The organism is Helicobacter pylori SA213A (assembly GCF_000476275.1).
Taxonomy (GTDB): Bacteria; Campylobacterota; Campylobacteria; order Campylobacterales; family Helicobacteraceae; genus Helicobacter; species Helicobacter pylori_CL.
In genome coordinates this window covers 183,854-207,882 of sequence record NZ_CBOM010000001.1, presented here as the reverse complement: position 1 = coordinate 207,882, position 24,029 = coordinate 183,854, and the positions used below count along the sequence as shown (strand labels likewise).

The window sequence follows — 24,029 nt, the reverse complement described above, 5'->3', positions numbered from 1 at the left end:
GGCTTTGCTCTTTTTAATAAGGCATTTGGGTTTCCATCGCATCAGCAGCGAATTTCTTCTTATTAGAATCGCTCAAATGCCCTAAATTCGTGTATTCAATCTTAGCGTCGGCTAAAAACTTGGATTGGATGGTGTTATTCCTTTCAATATCATAAGGGCGGATCACCCCACTCACCTTAAGGATTTGCTTTTCCCCATCCACTAGCACTTCCTTATTCCCATAGATGAAATAATTCCCGTTTTCTAGCACCTTAATGATTCGAGCGCTCAACACGATTTCTAAATCTTCGCTCTTTTTTTGCGAGCCACCGCCTTTAAAATTCGTGTTATTGCTGGATTTGGTGAAATTGTAATTATTCTTATCGTCTAAATATTGTGCTTCTTGTTTCTTTCTTTCATCTAGCCCGTTATAAGTGAGTCTTGGAGGCGTGGAATTACCCCCTGAAGCGCTTTTATAATCTTTAGAGCTGGAATAGTTCGCGCTCGCTTTTTCAGAAACAATGATTGTGATCAAATCGTTAGGCTTCATCGCCCTCCTATCCGCAAATAAAGGGCGCTCACCCTGCCCAAACAAACTCCCTAATTTGTTCAATTCAGGGATAAATTCTTTAGAGGGGGTTTCTTCTACATAATTAGGAGGGTTAAAATCAATTTTTGGCTCATTGGCTGATGCCATGCTGAATGCAACGCTAAACGCAACAGCCCCTAAATAAAGTGCCTTTTTCATCCACTAGCCTTACTTTTGAGTTATTTTAAACCCTAAATTATACTCTCTTATAAAGAATAAATGCTTAATTTTGAGTAAGTTGTTGTAAAATTTAGATCTTTAAGATCTTTATAATGAAACTTACTATGCAGGAGATAAAATTGAGAACCTTGTTAAAAATGTTAGTTGGCACAAGCTTGCTAACACATGTCTTAGTAGCTAAAGAAGAAAGCGCAGCGCCTTCTTGGACAAAAAATTTGTATATGGGATTCAATTACCAAACAGGTTCTATCAATTTAATGACTAATATCCATGAAGTTAGAGAAGTTACTAACTATCAAACCGGTTACACCAATATCATAACCAGTGTTAATAGCGTTAAAAAGCTCACCAACATGGGATCTAATGGGATTGGATTAGTCATGGGTTATAACCACTTTTTCCATCCGGATAAAATCTTGGGCTTGCGCTATTTTGCTTTTTTAGATTGGCAAGGCTATGGCATGAGATACCCTAAAGGTTATTATGGCGGCAATAACATGATCACTTATGGCGTGGGCGTGGATGCGGTGTGGAATTTCTTCCAAGGGAGTTTCTATCAAGATGATATTGGCGTGGATATTGGCGTTTTTGGGGGGATTGCGATTGCGGGGAATAGCTGGTATATTGGCAGTAAAGGGCAGGAATTGTTAGGCATCACTAACAGCAGTGCGGTTGATAACACCTCTTTTCAATTCCTCTTTAACTTTGGTCTCAAAGCTTTATTTGTAGATGAACATGAATTTGAAATCGGCTTTAAATTCCCCACCATTAATAACAAATACTACACTACTGATGCACTCAAGGTTCAAATGCGTAGGGTCTTTGCCTTTTATGTGGGGTATAATTACCACTTCTAAAGGGCTTTTAAAACCCAACGCAACTCCCTAACATCTTTTGGTAATAGCTCTTGGCTTTAAGAATTGTCTCTGTGTCATCGGTTTTTAAAAGCACTTCGTAATTGTTTTCAAAAGCGTTTTTGCTCCAATTCGCTGAGCCTAAAAACACGATCTTATCATCAATGATCGCTACTTTTTGGTGCATGATGCCGTAATAATTCCCGTTTTTAGCCTTAAGCCCCTTTAATAAACACACTTTAGTGTTAGGGTATTTGTCTAAATAGCCGATAGTGGATTGCTTGTTATGATGATTGCTTTCATAATCATAAATGATTTGCACCTTAATCCCCCTACTCGCTACGCTTTTAATGGCTCTTGCAATGTCTCTGTGCGTGAAACTATAAATAGCGATTTTCACGCTCTCTCTAGCGTTACTAATGCCAGAAACTAAAGCGTTTAAAGCGTCCCTTTGCTCATAAGGTAAGACAAACAGGCTATTTTTAGCTTGCAAAACCCCCAAACAGCCCACTAACACGCTAACGCCAACGATTTTTTTAATTTTATCTAACATCAAATGATCCTTATTTTAAATTACGCTCATTATAAAAACAACCAACCAAGTGGATTTTTGATTATAATAAAAGATTTAAAAAAAGCGATAAAAATTGACAGCTTAAAGAAGCGTTTCTTACTAAAATTAAGGAGTCCCTAAAATGACTATGATTGTATTCAACCAAAACCCCATGATTGCAAAGTTGCTTGAGAGCGTCTCTAAAAAGTTAGAATTACCTATGGAACATTTTAACCACTATGAAGAGCTATCCGTGCGCCTTAAAAAAGATCCAGAATGGCTTTTGATAGCCGATGATGAAAGTTTGGAAAAACTGGATCAAGTGGATTGGCTAGAGTTAAAAGAAATCATCTCTCAAAACCATCTAAATTTATGCATGTATAAAAAGGGTAATGAAGCGCAACCCTTCTTGGAAGGCTTTGAGGTGAAAATGAAAAAACCTTTTTTACCCACTGAGGTTTTAAAAATCCTTCAAAAAAAGCTTGGTTTTAATGCAAGCGAGCTAGAGCCTAGCCAGAATTTAGACCCAACTCAAGAAGTTTTAGAAACCAATTGGGACGAGTTAGAAAATTTAGGCGATTTAGAAGCCCTAGCCAAAGAAGAGCCTAACAATGAAGAGCAGTTACTCCCCACTTTAGATGTGCAAGAAGAAAAAGAAGAGATTAAAGAAACGCCCCAAAAAGAAGAAAAGCCTAAAGATGATGAAACGCAAGAGGGTGAAACTCTCAAAGATAAAGAAGTTTCTAAAGAGTTGGAAATGCAAGAAGAAGTTAAAGAAGAAACGCAAGAAGAAGTTAAAGAAGAAACGCAAGAAGAAGTTAAAGAAGAAACGCAAGAAGAAGTTAAGGAAGAGATGAAAGAAGAAGTGCAAGAAGAAGTTAAGGAAGAGATGAAAGAAGAAGTGCAAGAAGAAGTTAAGGAAGAAACGCAAGAAAATAAGGAAGAAAAACAAGAAAAAACACAAGATTCCCCAAGCGCACAAGAATTAGAGGCCATGCAAGAATTAGTCAAAGAAATCCAAGAAAACTCTAACGACCAAGAGAACAAAAAAGAAACCCAAGAAAGTACAGAAACACCGCAAGATGTAGAAATCCCCCAATCACAAGAAAAAGAAACACCCAAAGATGAAAGCATGCAAGAAAGTGCACAAAATTTACAAGATAAAGAAACCCCCCAAGAAGAAACCCAAGAAGATCATTACGAAAGCATTGAAGACATTCCTGAGCCGGTGATGGCTAAAGCGATGGGGGAAGAATTGCCCTTTTTGAGTGAGAGCGTTGCAGAAACCCCTAATAATGAGAACGCCACAGCAACCTCCAAGAATGAGAACGACACAGAAACCCCGCAAGAAAAAGAAGAAATCGATAAAACTTCCAGCCCCCTAGAATTGCGCTTGAATTTGCAAGATTTATTAAAAAGCCTCAATCAAGAGTCCTTAAAAAGCCTTTTAGAAAACAAAACCTTAAGCATTAAAATCACTCTAGAGGATAAAAACCCGCATGCATAATGACTTTAATTTGCTCATTCTTTCAGGCCCTAGCGGGGCGGGTAAAAGCACCCTTACAAAGTATTTGCAAGAAAAGATCCCAAAAACCTATTTTTCCCTTTCCACCACCACACGAAAGCCTAGAGAGGGCGAAATTGATGGCTTGCATTACAATTTTGTCAGCGAAGAAGAGTTCAAACAGGGCATAGAAAAAGGGCAATTTTTAGAATGGGCGATCGTGCATAACCACTATTATGGCACTTCTAAAGCCCTTGTGGAAAAAGCCTTAAAAGAGGGTAAGATCGTGATTTTTGATATTGATGTGCAAGGGCATGAGATCCTTAAAAAGCATTACCCTAACGCATGCTCTGTGTTTATTAGCACCAAAAATCAAGAGGTTTTAAAAGAGCGCTTGCTTTTAAGGGGGACGGATTCTAAAGAGACGATAGAAAAGCGCTTGATTAACGCTTATAAGGAAATGCAAAGCTTGGAGAGTTTTGACTACCTCATCATCAATGAAGATTTAGAAAAATCCAAAGAAATCATTTTGAGCATCGCTAAAACTCTCGTTTATCGCTTAAAAGCGTTTAATTTTGAAAAAATATGCAAGGCTTGGAAAAACGAATCCTTATAAAGTTTATCAATTCTTTTTCAAACAAGCTATAATTCAAAGCAAACCAACCAATAAATTCAAGGAGTAACATATGGGCGGATTTACAAGTATATGGCATTGGGTCATTGTTTTATTAGTGATTGTGTTGTTGTTTGGGGCTAAAAAGATCCCTGAATTGGCTAAAGGTTTAGGCAGTGGGATCAAAAATTTCAAAAAAGCCGTGAAAGACGATGAAGAAGAAGCTAAAAATGAGCCTAAAACCCTAGACGCTCAAGCAGCACAAACCAAAGTGCATGAAAGCAGCGAAATGAAAAGCATGCAAAAACAAGAAAGCTAAAAATGCACACTCTTATTAAGGGCGTTTTAGAAGAGATTTTAGAAGCTGAAGTTATTATTGAATACCCTAAAGACCGAGAGCATGGGCATTACGCTACGCCCATTGCTTTCAATCTCGCCAAAGTTTTTAAAAAATCGCCCTTAGCCATCGCTGAGGAATTGGCCCTTAAAATCAGCACGCATGCTAAAACTCAAGGGCTTTTTGACAGCGTAGTGGCTTGTAAGGGTTATATCAATTTCACGCTTTCTTTGGATTTTTTGGAGCGTTTCACCCAAAAGGCTTTGGAATTAAAAGAAAAGTTTGGCTCTAAACTACCAAGTGAAAATTCTCAAAAAATCTTTTTAGAATTCGTGAGCGCTAACCCCACAGGGCCTTTACACATAGGGCATGCTAGGGGGGCGGTGTTTGGCGATAGTTTGGCTAAAATCGCTCGTTTTTTAGGGCATGAGGTTTTGTGCGAATATTATGTCAATGACATGGGGTCTCAAATCCGCTTGTTAGGGCTTTCTGTGTGGCTCGCTTACAGAGAGCATGTTTTAAAAGAGAGCGTAACTTATCCGGAAGTCTTTTACAAGGGCGAATACATCATAGAAATTGCCAAAAAAGCCCGCAACGATTTAGAGCCGAGCCTTTTTCAAGAAAATGAAGAGATTATCATTGAAGTTTTAAGCGGCTACGCTAAAGATTTAATGCTTTTAGAAATCAAGGATAATTTGGATTCTCTAGGCATTCATTTTGATTCTTATGCGAGCGAAAAAGAGGTTTTTAACCATAAAGATGCGGTGTTTAAAACCTTAGAAAAAGCGAACGCCCTTTATGAAAAGGATTCTAAAATCTGGCTCAAATCTTCCTTATACCAAGATGAAAGCGATCGGGTGCTTATCAAAGAAGATAAAAATTACACTTATTTGGCCGGCGATATTGTCTATCATAATGAAAAATTTAAGCAAAACTACACCAAATACATCAACATTTGGGGGGCAGACCACCACGGCTATATCGCTAGAGTGAAGGCTAGCCTTGAATTTTTAGGCTATGATTCTCGTAAGCTTGAAGTCTTGCTCGCTCAAATGGTACGCTTACTCAAAGATAACGAACCTTACAAGATGAGTAAAAGAGCGGGTAATTTCATTTTGATTAAAGATGTGGTTGATGATATTGGTAAAGACGCTTTAAGATTTATTTTTTTGAGCAAACGGCTTGACACCCATTTAGAATTTGATGTCAATACTTTAAAAAAACAAGACAGCTCAAACCCTATTTATTACATCCATTACGCTAACTCGCGCATCCACACCATGCTAGAAAAATCCCCTTTTTCTAGAGAAGAGGTTTTGCAAACCCCTTTAAAAAACCTGAACGCTGAAGAAAAATACCTCCTCTTTAGCGCTTTAAGCTTGCCTAAAATCATTGAAGCCTCTTTTGAAGAATACGGCTTGCAAAAAATATGCGAATATGCAAAAACTCTCGCCTCAGAATTCCACCACTTCTATAACGCTGGCAAGATTTTAGACACCCCTAAAGCTAAAGAGCTTTTAAAGATTTGTTTAATGGTGAGCTTGAGCTTAACCAACGCCTTTAAACTTTTAGGCATAGAGATAAAAACCAGGATTTCAGTCAAAGATTAAGCTCAAAATTAGTTTTTTTGATTATAATATTCTCATTATTTTTAAAAAATAAGGAGAATATTTTGCTTAATCGTATTATAGAACACATGAACGCCCACCATACAGAAGACATGAAAGGCTTATTGAAAAAATTCGGGCAAGTCCATCACGCTGAAAATGTTGCATTTAAAAGCGTGGATCCACAAGGTATTGTGATTGGTTACAACAATAACCAAACCTTAAGGATTGAATTTAACCAAGAAGTTAAAGACCCTAAAGACTACAAAAATGCCATCATTGAATTGTGCCAAAGCGTGGAAAAAACCCATGATTTAAAAGGCGTAGAAGAAGAAATTAAAGCCTTTAGAGAAGGCTTTGATTCTGTTTGTTTAGCGACTTTACACCCTAATGGGCATGTGGTATGCTCTTATGCGAGCTTGATGCATGACGGCAAACAATACTACATTTATGTGAGTGAAGTGGCTGAGCATTTTGCCGGCCTTAAAAACAACCCCCACAATGTGGAAGTGATGTTTTTAGAAGACGAGAGCAAGGCTAAATCAGCTATTTTGAGAAAACGCTTGCGTTATAAAACCAACGCTCGTTTCATTGAAAGAGGGGCGGAGTTTGACAAAGCGTTTGATTCTTTCATTGAAAAAACCGGTGGTGCTGGGGGCATTAAAACCATTCGCACCATGCAAGATTTCCATTTGATCGCGTTGGATTTCAAAGAAGGGCGTTTTGTGAAGGGCTTTGGTCAAGCTTATGACATTTTAGGCGACAAAATCGCTTATGTTGGGGATAAAGGCAACCCACACAATTTCGCTCACAAGAAATAAACTTTCTCACCCATAAGGGGCAAACGCCCCAAAAGAGTGCTTTTTGAAGAGATTACGGCAAAATCAAGCTCTTTACTATTTAACCTTAAAAAATGCTAAAAGCCTTTTTATGGGCTAACACCACACAAAAAGCATCAAAAAGTAAAAAAATCACAAAATTTTTCCAAAATAACAAAAAAACGCTTTTATGCTATTCAGTGGTGCTCTTTTTAAGCCTAGCCCATAGTTATTAGCGTCTGTTTCAGCAATGAAAACCACCGCAAAGAAGTCTTATTCTAGTAGAAGCCTTTTGTTTTTATGAAGCGCTTTTGAAACAAGCTCTATAACACCGATAACCAACTCTTTTTCATTCAATCGTGGGGTCTCTTTAATAATACGGGTATTGATAAAGGATAATCCTTAAATTTATCCTCATCTTGCTCCCATTATGCGCTATCAATTAACAAGTTTCAATATAATATAAGATCTTGTTTTTTTATAACTTGTCATGTGTTAAGGATCAAAATGCGCGTGTTTGTTTGCTTTTTAGGGGTTTTTGTGTCTAACGGCTTGGCTCGTTTTGGCTATGTGGTTTTAATCCCCCTACTCATTTTATCAGGGAGTTTAACCCCACACCAAAGCTTCCAACTGGGTATTGCGGTGCTAATGGGCTATGTTTTTGGGAGTTTTTTAATCCAATTTTTAAGCCCGTTAATGTCATTAGAAAGCATCGCTAAAATCAGTTTTGGCTTAATCGCTTTGAGTTTTTTAGTCTGTTATTTTGATAGTATCCCTTTCTTTTGGCTTTGGATCTGGCGTTTTATCGCCGGTGTGGCTAGCAGCGCGTTAATGATTTTAGTCGCTCCTCTTTCTTTGCCCTATGTCAAAGAACATAAAAAAGCCTTAGTGGGAGGGCTTATTTTTAGCGCTGTAGGCATTGGATCTGTCTTTAGCGGGTTTGTTCTGCCATGGATTAGCTCTTATAATATCAAATGGGCATGGATTTTTTTAGGGGGCAGTTGTTTGATAGCCTTTATCCTTTCCTTAGTGGGGTTAAAAACCCGTTCTTTAAGGAAAAAATCCGTTAAAAAAGAAGAAAGCGCGTTTAAAATCCCCTTTCATTTGTGGTTATTGCTCATTTCTTGTGCGCTCAATGCGATTGGTTTTTTACCGCACACGCTTTTTTGGGTGGATTATTTGATCCGCCATTTAAATATCTCCCCCACTATCGCTGGAACTTCATGGGCGTTTTTTGGCTTTGGAGCCACGCTTGGCTCTTTAATCAGCGGCCCCATGGCTCAAAAGCTAGGGGCTAAAAACGCCAATATCTTTATCCTTATTTTAAAATCTATCGCATGCTTTTTGCCCATTTTTTTCCACCAAATCTCTTTACTCAATTTAAGCATCTTTATAATGGGAGCGGCCACAACCGCTAATATCAATTTATTCAGCATGATGGCTTTAAAAATTGCAGGCGCCAAGCATTTCGCTCAAGCGTCTTCGTGGGTGGTGTTTTCTTTTGGCATTTTCCAAGCGCTTTTCTCGTATCTTTTTACAATCTTTTTAGGGGATTTGGGCTATGTTTTGATTTTTGTTATTTGTGGGGTGTGTTTGGTTTTAAGCTTCATCGTTCTTTTCCCCATCAAAATGCAAACAGCTACCAATAAATAGAAAAATTATGGGGTTTCAAAACCCTTGATGCCGAGAAAATCCTTAAAACCCTTTAAGGAATTTAAGACTTTTTCACGCTCTAAATGGCGCATGATAAAAACGAGGTTAGAGCCGTTTTGATCTTTTAAAATGTGCTTAGGCGGGTAAATGACATGCATCACGCCGTTAATACTCACCAAAAGATCGCTTCCAATGTCAATAATCCCCTTGATGCGTAAAATCTGTGTGCCGTATTGATGCAATAACAAACTCAGCCAAATCCCAAACGAGCTCCACTCCATCGTGCCTTCAAACCTGATGCTTAAAGTCTCAAAGCCTTGCGAGTGCGAATCTTTTGGCATTCTTGGCATAAAATTTCGCGCCCTATTTTTGCGTGAAAAGAGACTCTCATAGTCTATCGCCCTCTTGTCAAAAATTTCCGCACTAGGGTTAATGGCCCACAAGCGCTCTTTTAATTTGATTAAAGCCCCGCTGTCATTTTGCAAATCCGTTTTGGTCAATAAAACGCTATCAGCAAAAACAATTTGCTCTTTAGCTTCGTTGTTGGTTAAATGTATTTTAGCATTCAGTGCATCCACGCAAGCCACCACGCTTTGAATTTCAAAATGCGCCCCTAAAAAAGTGTCGCTCAAAATCGTCCATAAAATCGGCGCCGGGTTGGCTAAACCGGTGGTTTCAATGATGATGTGCTTTAAAATTTCGCCGCGCCATTCATAGTTGTTGAGCGTGGCTTTTAGAGACTCCACTAAATCTAAGCGTTTGTTGCAACACACGCACCCTGCGTTAAGATAGAGCATTTTTTCACCGCAATATTGAACGCTTAAGATGCGCTGATCCAAAGCGGCTTGACCGATTTCATTGATGATAAGAGCGACGCCTTGGTGATCTGTTTGGTTTAAATATTCGCTTAAAAAACTCGTTTTACCGCTGCCTAAAAAACCGGTGATGAGCGTGATAGGGATTTTGGGCATCAGTGAGTGGCGTGTGTATTTTGATTTAAAAACGCTAATAAATTAGAATCTAGCGCGTCCATCTCTTTTTTGGCTAATTTTTGTGCCTTATCCCACAAATCGCCTAAATCATTCACGATCACGCTTTGCCCTTTTTTATCGCACAGCACAAACTTCGCACCTTGCCAATCATCAATTTTTAGCCCATAAAACGCCAAAATTTGATTGAGCAATCCCACTCGTTTGAGCCGTGCTCTTTTGCGTTCTCTAGCGTTTTCATTAGTGCTAATAAGCGCATTTGGCTCTCTCAAATTTTCATCAATCTCATAACTATCGCTCCCATAATTTTCATCGGTCCAATGAAAAGAACTGATAAGCTCCCCGCATAAAACGCACATCTTCCAACCTTTTAAACCTAAATCATGCTACAATTTTACTGAAAAAAACAAGAATAAATCTAGTGTTGTTTAATTGTTTATTATAGGAAATTTAATGCAGGATTATAGAACTCTTACGCTAGAAAATATTTACGCACCAGATGAAATAACAGACGCGCTTTCATTGTTACAATCTTGCGGTATTGAATCGATTGTCAATCCTTCAAATATCACGCTTAATTTTGACATTGTGGATTTAAAAATGCTTGAATCTACTACACAAAATACACTGATTCAAAAGACATTAGAGGAGTTGTATAAAATTCGCTCATTTTCTAGTCAAAATGGCAAAATCGTATTTAAAAGCTTCAACAAAGCCAAAAAAGTCGCCAACAAAAAACAAAACGCAAAGGCAAGATTGGCTTACGAATCTTACAAAAAAGAGTTTAGCAAAGAGACGAATGAGATCCAAAACTATCTTAATCAAATTTACTGCGAAGACAGCTTGGAGTTTTTAAAAAAGCTCCCAAATAATTGCATAGATATAGTGCTGACTTCGCCACCTTACAACTTTGGCATCAATTACAATGCAACGCAGGATACAAATCTTTGGCAAGAGTATTTCAACACGCTTTTTGCCATTTTTAAAGAGTGTATTCGTGTATTAAAAAGCGGAGGGCGAATCATTGTCAATATCCAGCCTATGTTTAGCGATTATATCCCTACACACCATTTTATCAGCAAATTTTTCATTGATGAAGGGCTTATTTGGAAAGGCGAGATTTTATGGGAAAAGAATAACTACAACTGCAAATACTGCACTTGGGGAAGCTGGAAAAGCCCTGCTGCACCCTATTTAAAATATTCGTGGGAGTTTATTGAAATTTTTTGCAAAAATAACCTTAAAAAAGAGGGCGATAAAAACAGCATTGACATAACCGATGATGAATTTAAAAAGTGGGTTTATGGCAAGTGGAACTTTTCCCCAGAACGCAACATGAAACAATACGGGCATGATGCAATGTTCCCAGAAGAATTAGTAAAGCGGTGTTTAAAGCTATTTTCTTATCAAAATGATATTGTATTGGATCCATTTAATGGTGCAGGGACAACGACAAAAGTCGCCAAGCAACTAGGGCGCAGATTCATAGGCATAGACATTAGCGAAAAGTATTGTGAAGTGGCAAAAGAGAGATTAAAAGAGACAACAAATCTCTTTAACGCAGGGATTTAATGTGGATTCTATAAAAGATATTATACAAGTTTATAATAGTGTGGTTAAAGGTATTGATAAAGATGCTCATGGGCAAGATAGCAGGGCATATGGCGGAGTTATAAGAAGCGCTAAAGGCAAATTACTAGAAAATATCAGCGAAGAGATTGTAAAAATAGCGTGGCAAAATATTGGCGCTAAAGCTAATAGGCTTGAAATAAATTCTAATAAAATAAAAATTCCTATCAAAGATAGCTATATGGAAAGTATAGCTAACAAACAAGTAAGGGCATATATATTAGAGCGTAAGAAAGATTATTATTACGGATTGAGCGTTGATAAACATATATTTGTGGACAATCAATTGGTTATGGGGATAGAGTGTAAAGCCTATACGGAAAACGCTATGCTAAAGCGAATACTAGTAGATTTTCATCTCCTTAAGACTTTATATCCAAATATATCTTGTTATTTATTTCAGCTAGAAAGTCAATTAGGAGGGGATTATTCAACTTTGCCAGAAACCCTATTGGGATCAAAACCCACGCATTCTATAATGAGCTACTTTGAAAGCGTGAATCTAAATATAGTAACCTTACTCAAAGGCGAAAGAGACATAAACCAACCCATACACAAAAATTTCAAACCTTTAGAAGAAGAAAATCTAAAGAAAACAATCAAACTAATGGAGAATGAATTGAAAGTTTATTTGTAGCAGTTGGTGTGAATCCCGCTAAATTCACACTAACTTAGATGCAATTTTAACCACTATTTTTTTCTAGGGTTTCGTTTTAAGAAATCATCAGCGATTTCATTGAATGTTACCCAACGCACGCCCTCGTGCTTGTTGATATGCTCAATGATTTTTTCATGCATGAGCAACACTTGCGGACGGGCGCTCACATCAGGGTGGATTGTCATGCTAAACACCGCATAATCCATCTCACGATAAACCCAATCAAATTGATCGATCCACATTTGCCCTATATCGTGTGGGCTTACAAAACCAAAACTATTGGGGGATTTTTTGATAAACATCATCGGCGGTAAATCGTCCAAATACCAGTTCGCAGGGATTTCCACTAAATTTGTTTCCACCCCACGGATTAAAGGCTTCATCCAATCCTTGGCTTCCAAACTATAATCAATCTTGCTCCAACTATCCCCCACGCGCACATAATAGGGCGTGAAATCATTGTGCATAAGCGAGTGGTCGTATTTGAAGCCGTGTTTTAAAAGCAATTCATTAGTGATATTAGAAAACTCCCACCACGGCGCCACATAGCCTGTGGGGGCTTTGCCGGCGAGATCTTTAATCAATTCAACGCTTTTTAACAAAACATCTTCTTCTTGCTTGGCCGTCATAGCGATAGGGTTTTCATGCGAATACCCATGCACGCCCACTTCATGCCCTGCATCCACAATCATTTTCATTTGCTCAGGGAAAGTTTCAATAGAATGCCCCGGCGAAAACCAAGTCGCAGGAAGATGGTATTTTTTAAACAATTTCAAAAGCCGTGGGATCCCCACTTCACCCGCAAAAAGCCCGCGCGAAATATCATCAGGCGAATCCTCCCCACCATAGCTCCCTAACCAACCAGCCACCGCATCAATATCCACACCATAAGCCACTAAAATTTCTTTTGCCATAATCGCTCCTTTTTAAGTGAATTTTCCAAACCCCTTTTTGGTGAGTTTGGTGTCAAAATCTTGTAAATAAGGGATTTTTTGGCGTTGCAACGCCACTTCGTTTAAATCCATTTCGGCGATAATGACTTCATTAAGCTTGGTGGCTTGCGCGATGATTTTCCCATTGGGCGCGATGATTCTTGAATCACCGGCAAATTCTAGCGTTTGTTTTAATTGAGCGTTAGTTTCTTCCCCACTATGATTGCAAGCGCACACAAAGCAGCCATTCTCTAACGCTCTAGCCCTGCTCAATAAATCCCAATTATAAGCCCTAGCTTTGCCAAACGCGCTAGGATAGATTAAAACCTCGGCCCCTTGTAACGCTAACAGATTCGCACCCACGCCAAAGCCGATTTCATAGCAAATTTGCAAACCCACTTTCGTGCTAAAATCCCCAAAATCCAGCGTAAAAACCTCGTATTTTTTGCCCCTTTTGAAGCGTGATTTTTCATCGCCCCACAAATAGATTTTACGATGCTTGCCAACGATCCCGCCTTTTGGTGGAATGATATAAGCGCTGTCGTAGAGTTTTTTATCCGTTTTTTCAATGCTGCACGCCACGATATGCGTATCGCTAGACTTCGCAAAATCGCTTAATGCGCTCAACGACTCGTTTTTTAGCTCGCCATGCTCTATCGCTTTAAAATCCAACCCAAAATCCACATCCTTATCATTCACGCAATAACCGCTATCAAACAATTCCGGCAAAACAATGAGATTCGCGCCTTTGTTGTGGGCTTCTTTGGCCAGGTTGAGCGCTGATTGCAGGTTTTCATTTAAGGCGTAGGGTTTGGATTGCATTTGAATCACAGCGGTTTTTAGGATTCTTTTAGCGGGATTTTTTGTTTTCAAGATCCACTCCCATTTTTGTTTTTATTGTATAGGATTGAAAATTAAAAGAAAATTAAAGGGGTTAAAATCCGCATGCATTTGTGTCAAAACTTACCATTATTATTTAAGAATCGTAATAACGCGCTAGAGAGCGAGCTCACAAACACGCCGATAAGAAAGATTAACCCGTTAAAAAGATGCAAGAATAAAAGCGTTCCTAAAATGCCTAATAAAACCCCATACCCCCCTAAACGCCACACATTGAAAGACATTTCCAAGCCCAGGGCGAATTTTTGGAATTTTTGCTTTTCTTCTTTTTCTCCTGAATTTTGTTTCCTTAAATCCAAACGCTTTTTAACGCCGTAATACGAAGACAACGCCACGATAAAAAACCCTAAAAACCCCCCTTCAAAATTCAAAACCCCTTGAAACGCTTGGAAAAAATAAACGATAATCGCGCTAACTATATTGATAAAAAGTAAAATAAGCAAGCATTGGATTTGGCACATGGGATTTGATTGGATTTATTTTGTTTTATTTTGCGTGTATTTGGGGTCTTTAGCCAGTTCTTCATAGTCTTTTTGCATGTTTTTATAAGCTTTATAGACATTGAGAAAGCTCGCTAACACGCCCCAAATAACCCCAAGCCAAAAAAGCCACGAAATGTGAGTGAGCTTTTTAAGCCCATAGCCTATAGCCACGCCCATAAGGATCGCTACCACCATAGACAGCCCTAAGCTCAAATAATTCGCCCCCTCTATGAATTTATAATACTTTGGCTTTTTCAAAAATTCACACGCCCTTTATGATTTCATCAAAACTTTCATCGGCTTTTGCAACCACCAAATCAATCATCTCTTCAGTCATAGGCTCGCAAATAAAGCCGGTTTCAAAGCTTGAACATGCCAAATACACGCCCTTAGAGAGCATTTTTTGGTGGAATTTCGCAAACATTTCGGTATCGCTTTTTAAAGCGTCATCAAAATCACGCACCGCATTTTCGTTAAAGAAAAAGCCAAACATGCTCCCCATATTGAGCGTTTGTAAGGCGATGTTATAACTTTGAGTGCTCTTTTTTAAGCCTTGAGTCAAACGAACGGCTAAAGCGTTTAAGCGAGTATAAAGGGTTTTGTCTCTTTTGATTTTATAAAGCGTGCTCAACCCCGCGCACACCGCTAGGGGGTTACCGCTTAATGTGCCTGCTTGATACACGCCTCCAATGGGTGAAAGCAAGTCCATAATTTCCGCACGCCCTCCAAAACACGCCAAAGGAAGCCCCGCGCCTATCACCTTACCAAAGGTTACCAAATCCGGCACCACGCCATAAAATTCTTGCGAACCGCTCAAACTCGCTCTAAACCCGCTCATCACTTCATCTAAAATCAGCACCGCTTGGTATTTTTCACACAAAGCCTTTAACCCTATTAAAAACTCTTTTTGAGCCGGCACTAACCCCATATTCCCAGCAATGGGTTCAATAATAACGCAACCCACATCGCCTTTTTTAAAGCATTCTTCAACGGAGTTTAAATCGTTATAACGAGCCACTAGAGTGTGCTTGCTAAAATCGCTTGGCACGCCTAAAGAAGAAGGAGAGCCAAAAGTAGTGCACCCGCTACCCGCTTTCACCAATAAAGAATCGCTATGCCCATGGTAGCACCCTTCAAACTTGATCAAATCGTCTTTTTGGCTATAAGCTCTAGCGAGTCGTATTGCGCTCATGGTCGCTTCCGTGCCGCTACTCACTAAACGCACCTTATCTAAGCCATCATAACAAGAAATGATTTCTTTAGCTAAAGTGGTTTCTAACTCTGTGGGAGCGCCAAAAGAAGTGCCTTTTTTTAACGCTTTAATGATATTTTCTTCAATCTCTTCATCCGCATGCCCAAAAATCAAAGGCCCCCAGCTTTGCACAAAATCTATATAATGATTGTTATCCACATCATAGAGATACGCCCCCTTACCCTTTAAGATAAAAGGCGGAGTGCCTTTAACGCTCTTAAACGCCCTAACAGGCGAATTGACCCCCCCAGCGATCACTTGCTTGGCCTCATTGAAATCATTGATACTGTGCAACAACTCCATGATTTAAATTATCCCTTGATCATGCTTTCAAATTGGATCTCCACCTGCGACCAGGTCAAACCCTCATGAAAACTCTCGCATCGTTTAGCTAAGCTCGCTAATTCGTTTTTCAAGCCAAAATTCAATAAATCCAAGACCCCTTTAATCACGATCTTACTATCAGCAATCGTGTATTGCATAGGCACTTTCACTAGCTTTTCATTCATTCTCACATAAGCGGTGAGAGAACCCGCATGATCGCCTTCTACAACATTTCTAAAAGTTACTTTGATGTTAGTGTTTTTAAAAAGAGCGAAAAAAGCTTCTTTAACATTCTTGTTTTTAGTGTCATCGCCTAAATTGACTTTCAAACTATCCATGCTCGCGCTCGCCCCTTCTAAAAGGGTTTTTAAACTATCTTGAGATTTACCCAGTTTATAAGTGATGCTTTCAAAACTCCCGCTTACGGGTGTTTTAGCCTTAGTTTTAAAGGCCGTCCATGTCGTTTTAGCTGAAGATAAATCCAAACTCACCGCTTGCAAAAACCCTGCCAACAAAACCGATACCAAAACCATTTTTTTCATTCATTATCCTTTAATGTGGTTTTATCAATAACGCTTGTTATTTTAGTGTAAATAAGCATGCTTACAACTAAAATAATTCATTTTGATAATCATTTGCACTCTAAATACGACCTAGAGATACAATTGCGTTTATTTTAAACTCTTTTTGTAAATAATGCCGACTGGACCAAACATTCTTAACCATTCATAGGGAAGTTAAAAGAGCGTGAAATAAGAAAAACTTGCATCAACAGCTTAAGAAGATTTAAAAACCCGCTCAAGTTAGTTTGATCTTTAAAATATTCATGGCGATCGGAGTTTAAGCCTAAAACCATCTTCATGCAAATCGCCCTGGGATAAAAGCTCATTTGCACTAGGGCTAGAATAATGTTTGGCTAAAATAATGAAATAAGCGTTGTTATGCACCCCAATGAGATTAGGCTGGAAATAAGGGAAGGTTTCAGGGTTTAAAATCCATGTTGCGACTTTATTATACGCTACAGAGAGCCTTTTCCCAGCTTCACTATCCCACAAATCATACCCGTTCTCAAAAAGCAATTCGCCTGATACGCTTAGCGCAAGAAGTGCAAAATTGGTATAAGCGATCCCCTTAATGCCTTTCGTAGGACCGCCATGATAATCGCTTGTATCGCTTCTAGTGATCGCGCTAGGGATAACCCCACTCTCATTTATCGCTTTAAACACCCACTCTTGCCACCGATTAGCGCTACTTTGCAAAAGGGCTTGATCGTTTAATGCAAGTGCAGAGCTCACATCAAAGAGAATGCCCCACGCCCCATGGTTAGTGTTAAGAGCCGATTGAGAATACCCACGCATCCGCTTGACAAAATCTTCATATTCTGGGCTAGGAAATTCTTTTTTGACAAACCAATAGGCCATGTTCATATAAGGCATGTAGAAATTGATATTATCCTCGCTTTGATAAGTGTCCACGCTTTGAAGCTCTCTAGCCCAAGCGTTTAAAATATCCCTAACCTTTAAACCATATTGTTTGTTTTGGCTCACTAAATAGCCTAACGCTAAATCATAGGACATGGTAGCGGACTTTTTAAAACTCTTTGTGCATGCATCAGGCTCTCTAACCCCAGTAGAAGTGTAGTGCTTGGATGCACTAAGTTGCGTGCATGGCTGGATTTGCTTGGAGAGCTTTGTGTCAAGATGGAGTTTTTTGGGCAAATCTATAGATTTAAAATCCCTAAAAAAGTAATCTTGCTCAGCGTAAGCTTGAACGCAAACGCAAACAAACATGAATGATAAAAACAAAACAAATCCTTTCATTCCTCGCCTTTATTTTAATGGATTGGTTTAAAGATAGCGTTTTAGGGTAACGCTTTTAACAACACAAATTTAAGCGCATGCGTATTAAGGGCGCTAACCGCTGAAAGGGATAAGACAAAGAGCGCGGATTTTTCATTAGGGTTATTTTCAAAATCGCTGGTTAAATGGGGGTGCAAAAACCCTAAATACGGCTCTAAATCAAACGCCTCTAATTTTTGCGCCTCTAAATTTAAAAAGGCGCAAAAATCCTTAGTCATCTTATCAATGTTTTCTACAACATCGCATTTATTGAGCAACACCCCAAAAGGCTTATTGGCTAAAGCGGGTGAAAATTTTTCCAACTCCAACCTCAAGCGTTGGTATTGCTCTTTAATGCCTAAATCCAGCCTGGAAGCGTCTAAAACAAAGGCTAGAACTTTGGTGCGCTCAATATGCTTTAAAAAGCTAATCCCTAAGCCTTTTCCCTGACTAGCTCCTTCAATAATGCCAGGAATATCCGCCATTAGAAATTCGCTTTTCTCATCTACGCTCACAACCCCTAAATTAGGCACTAGAGTCGTGAATTCATAGTTAGCGATTTTAGGTTTAGCGTTAGAGATGGTGGAAATGAGCGTGGATTTACCCGCATTAGGGAAGCCCACTAACCCTATATCAGCGATGAGTTTTAATTCCAAACGCACGCATTTTTCAACCCCCTCTAAGCCTTTTTGCGCGTAAGTGGGTTGTTGTTTAGTCGCGCTTTTAAAATGTGCATTCCCTAACCCCCCCTTGCCTCCTTTTAAGGCTAACACCCTTTCTTTAGGTTCTACCAAATCAAGCCACAACTTGTCATCTGCAAACACTTGCGTTCCTGGTGGCACGACAATAATTTTGTCTTCGCCCTTTTTACCTGTGCAATTTCGTGTGCCTCCTGGAGCCCCATTTTTAGCCTTATGGTATTTGGTGCCTCTAAAACTCGCTAGAGTGTCGGTATTGTTATCCACTTCAAAATACACATCGCCTCCATCGCCTCCATCGCCTCCATCAGGACCGCCTTTGATGACAAACTTTTCTCGCCTAAAACTCACCATTCCAGGCCCCCCCTTACCCGAAGCGATGATGATTTCCACGCTATCTACAAACACAGCTTAATACCCTTTCTTTTATTTGGCAAATCTTTGCATGGATTTTTCCAAATGCGGCACCGCATTGAGTAATTTCTGCGTATAAGGGTGCTTTGGAGCGCTTATCACGCTATCCACATCCCCCGTTTCTACGATTTGCCCTTGATTCATCACGATGATTTTATCGCTAATATGCTCCACCACCCCTAAATCATGGCTGATAAAAATATAAGTCAGCCCCATTTCTTTTTGCAAATCCAAGAGCAAATTCAACACTTGCGCTTGAATGGACACGTCTAGCGCAGACACAGGCTCATCGCAAATCACCACGCTAGGATGCAAAATGAGCGCCCTAGCAATGCCGATTCGTTGCCTTTGACCGCCTGAAAATTGGTGGGGGTAACGATCGATCCATTCTAATTTCAAGCCCACTTTTTGCATGATCTCTAGCACTTTTGTTTTGATTTCTTTTTTTGAAAAATGAGAGTTTAAAAGCAAGGGTTCAGCGATGATCTCGCCCACTTTCCACCGAGGGTTCAGGCTAGAATAAGGGTCTTGAAAAATCATTTGCACCTTTTTGCGGTAATCAAACCAATCCTGTTTGCTAAAATGCAAATGGCGCTTACCATTGAAATAAATCGCCCCGCTATCTTGCCTTTCAATCCCGGCTAAAATTTTTGCTGTCGTGCTTTTCCCGCAACCGCTCTCCCCCACAATGCTTAAAACTTCATTTTGTTCCACTTCAAAACTGATCCCATTGAGCGCATGGATGATCCTCTTGGGTTTGAATAACCCCCTGTCTATCGCATAGGATTTTTTCAATTCTTTAATTTCTAAGAGCTTCATCGCAACTCCTTTTGAAAACTCAAATAATCTGTATTTTCATCCACGGTTTCTAAGCGTTTTTTGCGGTATTCTTTGCCCGGTTTAGGGATCGCACTTAAAAGAGCTTTGGTATAAGGGTGTCTTGGATCAGCAAAAAGCTCTTTCGCACTCGCTTGCTCCACCACATGCCCTTTATACATCACCACCACTTCATCAGCGATTTGTGCCACCACGCCTAAATCATGGGTGATAAACAAAATAGAAGTGCCTTTTTTTTGTTGCAACTCTTTCATCAATTCTAAAATCTGCGCTTGAATGGTTACATCTAATGCTGTCGTTGGCTCATCAGCGATCAAGATTTCAGGCTCACACACCATAGCCATAGCGATCATCACCCTTTGGCGTTGCCCTCCGCTGAGATTGAAAGGGTATTCATGGTATTTGTCCCCTGCATGGGGAATGCCCACACGCTCTAATTCATAAACCACCCTTTCTAAGCGTTCTTTTTTGTTAAGGTTAGGGTGGTGGATTTTCAACACTTCATTGATTTGAAAACCCACCGTGTAGGAAGGGTTTAGGCTCGTCATAGGCTCTTGAAAGATCATGCCAATTTTTTTGCCTCTGATTTCTTTTTGCATCTGTTTTTCTTTGAGTTGCAACAAATCCTGCCCTAAAAATTGAATGCTCCCCCCCACAATTTTCCCGGGCTTTTCAATCAACCCTAAAATAGAAAGCGAAGTGATGCTTTTCCCGCTCCCACTCTCCCCTACAATGCAGAGCGTTTGAGACTTTTTCAAGCCAAAACTCACGCCATCCACTGCTTTATTCACGCCCTTATCGGTGAAAAAATAAGTTTTTAAATCTTTAACTTCTAAAATCATGCAAGCTCCTTTTAAGAGGCGCGTTTAGGATCTAAAGCGTCCATGATGCCATCGCCTACCAGATTAAAACTCATGACCGTTAAAAAAATCATCACCCCAGGGAAAACAAGCATCCAAGGAGCGGTAGCGATGTATTGCATGGAGTTCATCAGCATCGCTCCCCATTCAGGTTTGGGAGGTTGGGCCCCAAGACCTAAGAAGCTCAGCGCGGCCGCTTCTAAAACCGTGGAAGCAAAACCCATTGTCGTTTGCACGATCAAAGGGATAATGCAATTAGGGAAAATCACCTTACACATCAAACGAAGATGCGAAGAGCCATTGATTTTAGAAGCGATCACGTATTCTTTTTCTTTTTCGCCTAGCACGGAACTGCGCACCAATCTTGCAAACCCAGGAATCCCCACAAACCCAATAGCGAGCATGGCGTTAGTGAGTGAAGGCCCTAACACCGCGACCACAATCACGATCAATAAAATGGAGGGCAAAGCGAACATGATGTCCATGATACGCATGATAATTGCATCCGTTTTCCCTCCAAAATACCCCGCTATTAGCCCTAATATCGTGCCAAAAAAGACCGCAATCCCCATAGAAACAATCCCTATGGTTAAAGAAATCCTAGCCCCATAGATCAAGCGGCTCAAAATATCGCGCCCCAAATCATCGGTGCCTAAAAGGTATTTAGCATTCCCCCCATGCTCCCATATAGGCTTTAAAAGGCGATCTTGCGCGTTTTGGACATAAGGATCATGCGGGGCTAAAAGGGGCGCAAAAATCGCACAAACCACCAATAAAAGCACAATCCATGCGCCAACCACTGCCGCCTTATTTTTTTTGAATTGTTGGATAAACTCTCTAAAAGACTCCATTATGACAACCTTATTCTAGGATCAATAAAAGCGTATAAAATATCCACTAAAAGATTAGCCCCAATATACATCATGGCAATAATCAAAGACATGGACTGGATAATTGGGAAATCGCGCTGGTTGAGCGCATTAACGATCCACTTGCCAATCCCAGGCCATGAGAAAACCGTTTCAGTTATCATGCTCCCCCCTAAAAGCCCGGCTAGCATCAAGCCTGCGATGGTCGTTACAGGGATTAACGCGTTACGCAAAGTGTGCACAAAAATCACCCTAAAGGAGCTACACCCCTTAGCTTTAGCGGTGCGCACATAATCTTCTTTAGACACTTCTGCCATGCTCGCACGAGTCATTCTGGCAATAACAGCGGTAGAAACCGTGGCTAACACAATGCTGGGCAAAATCAAGTGCTTGATCGTATCCACAAACGCCCCATAATCTCCTGCGATCAGGCTGTCTATCAAATAAAGACCTGTGGGGCCATCTAAATAATACACATCGCTCAAACGCCCAAAAACAGGCAACCACCCCAATTGCACGCTAAAGATATAAATCAGCATGAGCCCTAGCCAAAACACCGGCATAGAAATCCCGGCTAAAGCGAAAGTCATGCTGGAATAATCAAACACGCTATAGCGTTTGATCGCAGCCAACACGCCAACGCTAATACCCAAAACAAGAGCCATAAACAAAGCGATCAAAGCCAATTCCACCGTAGCCGGGAAGCGTTGCCAAAACTCATGCATCACAGGCTCACCAGTCATGATAGAAGTGCCAAAATTGCCATGCAACACGTTATTGATAAAGAAAAAATACTGCTCTATCAAAGGCTTATTCAAGCCAAATTGCTCCCTTAAAGCGTCAATAGCGGCTTGATTGGCCTTTTCGCCTAAAATCACTAACGCCGGATCTCCTGGCACTAAATGCACCATCATAAACACGATGATACTCACTCCAAACAGCGTGGGGATCGCCCACAAAATACGCTTAATGATAAAACTCAGCATGCAACCCCTTTTATTTTTCTAAATACACCTTAAAGAAGCGATTCACGCTCACTCCGGTCGTTTTATAGCCTTTGACTTTAGACAAATGCGGCACCACTGAATAAGGATAAGCTAAAGGCACATAGGGCGCATCTTTATGGATGATTTCTTGAGCCTTTAAATAAAGGGCTTCCCTCTCTTTTTGATCCGAAACCCGTTTAGCCTTTACAAGAAGATCTGAAAAGGCGTCGCTCTTATAAAAGGAACCATTTTGAGTGGGTATAGCTGAGGCGGCTTGCTTGCTCCATAAGGTGTATAAGAAATTATCCGGATCCGCAATGTCTGCCATCCAGCCTGCAAACGCCATTTCATGTTCGCCCAGGCCCGTTCTTTTCAAATAAGCCCCCCACTCATACACTTCAATTTTCACATCAATGCCAATTTTAGCCAGGCTCGCTTGTATGAACACCGCTCCTTTTGGGTTACGAGTGGAAGTGGTAAAAATGGTGGTTTTAAAGCCGTTAGGATAGCCCGCTTCTTTCAATAACTCTTTAGCCTTTTTCAAATCGTATTCATAGGGTTTGATGTTGTAGTTATAACCCCATATAGTGGGCGGGAAAGGATTGACCATTTTTTGGGCAAAGCCTTCATAAATCACCTTAATGTAATCATCCACATTAATCGCATGGTTGATAGCCAAACGCACCAAAGGGTTATTAAAATACTTTTTTTGCGTGTTCAACGAAAGCCAACTCGCCAACAACCCAGCGCTTTTATCCACCACGATATTAGGAAGTTTTTCTAACTGCTCCACTTCATTAAGGTTAGGCCCGGTCATGAGCATAATCTCACCGGTGCGTAGCGCCAAGGCACGAGTGGAAGAATTAGGAATGGTGCGCACCACCACCTTATCCAAATAAGCTTTAGGCCCCCAATAATCCTGATTTTTTAAAAGAATGATTTTTTCATCTTTATTCCACAAAAAGAATTTGAAAGGCCCTGTCCCAACAGGCTTTTTAGCCAACTCGTCTTTTTTATTATTTTGTTCTAAATAATCAGCGTAATCCTTACTCAAAATGCTCAAAAAATCCATGCCTAAATTGGCTAAAAACGGGGCTTCTGGCCCATTAAGCGTGAATCTAATGGTGTAGTCATCTAAAGCTTCAATGCTCTTGATAATATGAGACATGCCCATGCCTTCCCAGTATTTATAGCTTTTAGCCCCCGGGCTGTAGTATCGTTTAGCCTTATCCATTTGACGCTCAAACGAAAACAGCACGTCTTTAGCGCTAAACTCCACTTTTTTATTCCAATACTTCGTCTGGTGGAAATAAACCCCTTTGCGTAAATGAAAGGTATATACAAGACCATCTGGGGATATGTCCCAGCTTGTCGCTAAGGCGGGTTCAATTTCTGTGGTGCCGTATTTGAATTGCACAAGCGTGTCATAAATATTGCCCGTTGCCACATAGCTTTCGCCATCAGTTACTAAAGCAGGATCCATGCTCGAGCCATCAGCGCCTCTTGCAAAAACCAAAACGCCTCCAAAACGCTTTTGCTCTTCAACAGAAACATTTTCCTTAGATGGATTAAGAGTAGCGTTTGAGTTTTCTGAAGCTTTCAAAAAAAACCCAAACAACAAAAGAAAAAAAACAAACCCTTAACAAAAACATTATTCATAAGCCAATCTCCACA

At 40.1% G+C, this 24,029-nt stretch carries 25 protein-coding genes and 1 pseudogene; 9 read left to right on the top strand and 17 right to left on the bottom strand.

The genetic code is table 11. The features are described from left to right. Positions 1-13 precede the first annotated feature (13 nt). On the bottom strand, positions 14-727 hold the full coding sequence (gene flgH / locus QT74_RS01005) for a flagellar basal body L-ring protein FlgH (RefSeq protein WP_000709991.1): 714 nt from the start codon (positions 725-727) through the stop codon (positions 14-16). A gap of 140 nt (positions 728-867) precedes the next feature. Here flgH and QT74_RS01000 point away from each other — a divergent pair, with 140 nt between their 5' ends. Next, the gene (locus QT74_RS01000; RefSeq protein ID WP_195742330.1) at positions 868-1,605 is read left to right on the top strand and encodes an outer membrane protein; all 738 of its coding nucleotides are present in this window, start codon (positions 868-870) and stop codon (positions 1,603-1,605) included. Positions 1,606-1,612: 7 nt separating this feature from the next. On the opposite strand, the gene QT74_RS00995 is transcribed toward QT74_RS01000, so the two are convergent. Continuing rightward, positions 1,613-2,155, bottom strand: coding sequence for a phospholipase D-like domain-containing protein (locus tag QT74_RS00995; protein WP_033763904.1), 543 nt, complete (start codon positions 2,153-2,155; stop codon positions 1,613-1,615). Between the two features lie 142 nt (positions 2,156-2,297). Here QT74_RS00995 and QT74_RS00990 point away from each other — a divergent pair, with 142 nt between their 5' ends. The 6 genes from QT74_RS00990 to QT74_RS00965 all read left to right on the top strand — a co-directional run bounded on the left by QT74_RS00990 (position 2,298) and on the right by QT74_RS00965 (position 8,687). Further along, positions 2,298-3,662 carry a hypothetical protein gene (locus tag QT74_RS00990; RefSeq protein ID WP_033763902.1) on the top strand — a complete coding sequence of 455 codons (1,365 nt, stop codon included), beginning with the start codon at positions 2,298-2,300 and terminating at the stop codon, positions 3,660-3,662. After that, on the top strand, positions 3,655-4,275 hold the full coding sequence (gmk, locus tag QT74_RS00985; RefSeq protein WP_000551240.1) for a guanylate kinase: 621 nt from the start codon (positions 3,655-3,657) through the stop codon (positions 4,273-4,275). The genes QT74_RS00990 and gmk overlap by 8 nt, the downstream gene beginning before the upstream one ends. A gap of 70 nt (positions 4,276-4,345) precedes the next feature. After that, on the top strand, positions 4,346-4,591 hold the full coding sequence (tatA, locus tag QT74_RS00980) for a twin-arginine translocase TatA/TatE family subunit (RefSeq protein ID WP_033763900.1): 246 nt from the start codon (positions 4,346-4,348) through the stop codon (positions 4,589-4,591). A 2-nt stretch (positions 4,592-4,593) separates the two neighbouring features. Continuing rightward, the gene (argS, locus tag QT74_RS00975) at positions 4,594-6,219 is read left to right on the top strand and encodes an arginine--tRNA ligase (protein WP_033763898.1); all 1,626 of its coding nucleotides are present in this window, start codon (positions 4,594-4,596) and stop codon (positions 6,217-6,219) included. 62 nt (positions 6,220-6,281) lie between these two features. Then, the gene (locus QT74_RS00970; RefSeq protein ID WP_033763896.1) at positions 6,282-7,037 is read left to right on the top strand and encodes a HugZ family heme oxygenase; all 756 of its coding nucleotides are present in this window, start codon (positions 6,282-6,284) and stop codon (positions 7,035-7,037) included. Between the two features lie 504 nt (positions 7,038-7,541). After that, the gene (locus QT74_RS00965) at positions 7,542-8,687 is read left to right on the top strand and encodes a YbfB/YjiJ family MFS transporter (protein ID WP_001263617.1); all 1,146 of its coding nucleotides are present in this window, start codon (positions 7,542-7,544) and stop codon (positions 8,685-8,687) included. Between the two features lie 5 nt (positions 8,688-8,692). Here QT74_RS00965 and QT74_RS00960 read toward each other — a convergent pair whose 3' ends face one another. After that, positions 8,693-9,658: a CobW family GTP-binding protein gene (locus QT74_RS00960; RefSeq protein ID WP_033763893.1), complete on the bottom strand. Its 966-nt coding sequence runs from the start codon at positions 9,656-9,658 to the stop codon at positions 8,693-8,695. Further along, positions 9,658-10,035 (bottom strand): hypothetical protein, encoded by a 378-nt coding sequence (locus QT74_RS00955; RefSeq protein ID WP_033763892.1) that lies wholly within the window; start codon positions 10,033-10,035, stop codon positions 9,658-9,660. The genes QT74_RS00960 and QT74_RS00955 overlap by 1 nt, the downstream gene beginning before the upstream one ends. Positions 10,036-10,129: 94 nt before the next feature. Between QT74_RS00955 and QT74_RS00950 the strand changes: the two genes are divergently transcribed. Beyond that, the gene (locus QT74_RS00950) at positions 10,130-11,248 is read left to right on the top strand and encodes a DNA-methyltransferase (protein WP_033763889.1); all 1,119 of its coding nucleotides are present in this window, start codon (positions 10,130-10,132) and stop codon (positions 11,246-11,248) included. A gap of 1 nt (position 11,249) precedes the next feature. Further along, positions 11,250-11,942 (top strand): hypothetical protein, encoded by a 693-nt coding sequence (locus QT74_RS00945; RefSeq protein ID WP_033763887.1) that lies wholly within the window; start codon positions 11,250-11,252, stop codon positions 11,940-11,942. Positions 11,943-11,995: 53 nt separating this feature from the next. Here QT74_RS00945 and QT74_RS00940 read toward each other — a convergent pair whose 3' ends face one another. The 13 genes and pseudogenes from QT74_RS00940 to QT74_RS00880 all read right to left on the bottom strand — a co-directional run bounded on the left by QT74_RS00940 (position 11,996) and on the right by QT74_RS00880 (position 24,014). Beyond that, on the bottom strand, positions 11,996-12,877 hold the full coding sequence (locus tag QT74_RS00940; RefSeq protein ID WP_033763884.1) for a polysaccharide deacetylase family protein: 882 nt from the start codon (positions 12,875-12,877) through the stop codon (positions 11,996-11,998). Between the two features lie 12 nt (positions 12,878-12,889). Further along, the gene (locus QT74_RS00935) at positions 12,890-13,768 is read right to left on the bottom strand and encodes a carbon-nitrogen hydrolase family protein (protein ID WP_033763882.1); all 879 of its coding nucleotides are present in this window, start codon (positions 13,766-13,768) and stop codon (positions 12,890-12,892) included. Positions 13,769-13,851: 83 nt separating this feature from the next. Next, on the bottom strand, positions 13,852-14,256 hold the full coding sequence (locus QT74_RS00930) for a hypothetical protein (protein ID WP_033763879.1): 405 nt from the start codon (positions 14,254-14,256) through the stop codon (positions 13,852-13,854). A gap of 15 nt (positions 14,257-14,271) precedes the next feature. Beyond that, complete coding sequence (locus QT74_RS00925; RefSeq protein ID WP_000743087.1) at positions 14,272-14,535, bottom strand: AtpZ/AtpI family protein; 264 nt, start codon at positions 14,533-14,535, stop codon at positions 14,272-14,274. 4 nt (positions 14,536-14,539) lie between these two features. Continuing rightward, the gene (hemL, locus tag QT74_RS00920; RefSeq protein ID WP_033763877.1) at positions 14,540-15,832 is read right to left on the bottom strand and encodes a glutamate-1-semialdehyde 2,1-aminomutase; all 1,293 of its coding nucleotides are present in this window, start codon (positions 15,830-15,832) and stop codon (positions 14,540-14,542) included. Positions 15,833-15,840: 8 nt separating this feature from the next. Further along, complete coding sequence (locus QT74_RS00915) at positions 15,841-16,395, bottom strand: YceI family protein (protein ID WP_033604519.1); 555 nt, start codon at positions 16,393-16,395, stop codon at positions 15,841-15,843. 282 nt (positions 16,396-16,677) lie between these two features. Next, the gene (locus QT74_RS00910; protein WP_033763875.1) at positions 16,678-17,673 is read right to left on the bottom strand and encodes an alginate lyase family protein; all 996 of its coding nucleotides are present in this window, start codon (positions 17,671-17,673) and stop codon (positions 16,678-16,680) included. 41 nt (positions 17,674-17,714) lie between these two features. Further along, positions 17,715-18,797, bottom strand: coding sequence for a GTPase ObgE (obgE, locus tag QT74_RS00905; protein WP_033763873.1), 1,083 nt, complete (start codon positions 18,795-18,797; stop codon positions 17,715-17,717). A gap of 18 nt (positions 18,798-18,815) precedes the next feature. After that, positions 18,816-19,622 (bottom strand): ABC transporter ATP-binding protein, encoded by an 807-nt coding sequence (locus QT74_RS00900; protein WP_000770450.1) that lies wholly within the window; start codon positions 19,620-19,622, stop codon positions 18,816-18,818. Beyond that, positions 19,619-20,482, bottom strand: a complete 864-nt coding sequence (locus QT74_RS00895) for an ABC transporter ATP-binding protein (protein ID WP_000599857.1) — start codon at positions 20,480-20,482, stop codon at positions 19,619-19,621. Before QT74_RS00895 ends, QT74_RS00900 begins: the two co-directional genes overlap by 4 nt. Positions 20,483-20,493: 11 nt before the next feature. Continuing rightward, positions 20,494-21,351 carry an ABC transporter permease gene (locus QT74_RS00890; RefSeq protein WP_000443370.1) on the bottom strand — a complete coding sequence of 286 codons (858 nt, stop codon included), beginning with the start codon at positions 21,349-21,351 and terminating at the stop codon, positions 20,494-20,496. Beyond that, positions 21,351-22,355: an ABC transporter permease gene (locus tag QT74_RS00885; protein ID WP_000947996.1), complete on the bottom strand. Its 1,005-nt coding sequence runs from the start codon at positions 22,353-22,355 to the stop codon at positions 21,351-21,353. Before QT74_RS00885 ends, QT74_RS00890 begins: the two co-directional genes overlap by 1 nt. Before the next feature lie 10 nt (positions 22,356-22,365). Further along, a pseudogene (locus tag QT74_RS00880) lies at positions 22,366-24,014 on the bottom strand (ABC transporter substrate-binding protein). Between the last annotated feature and the right edge of the window lie 15 nt (positions 24,015-24,029).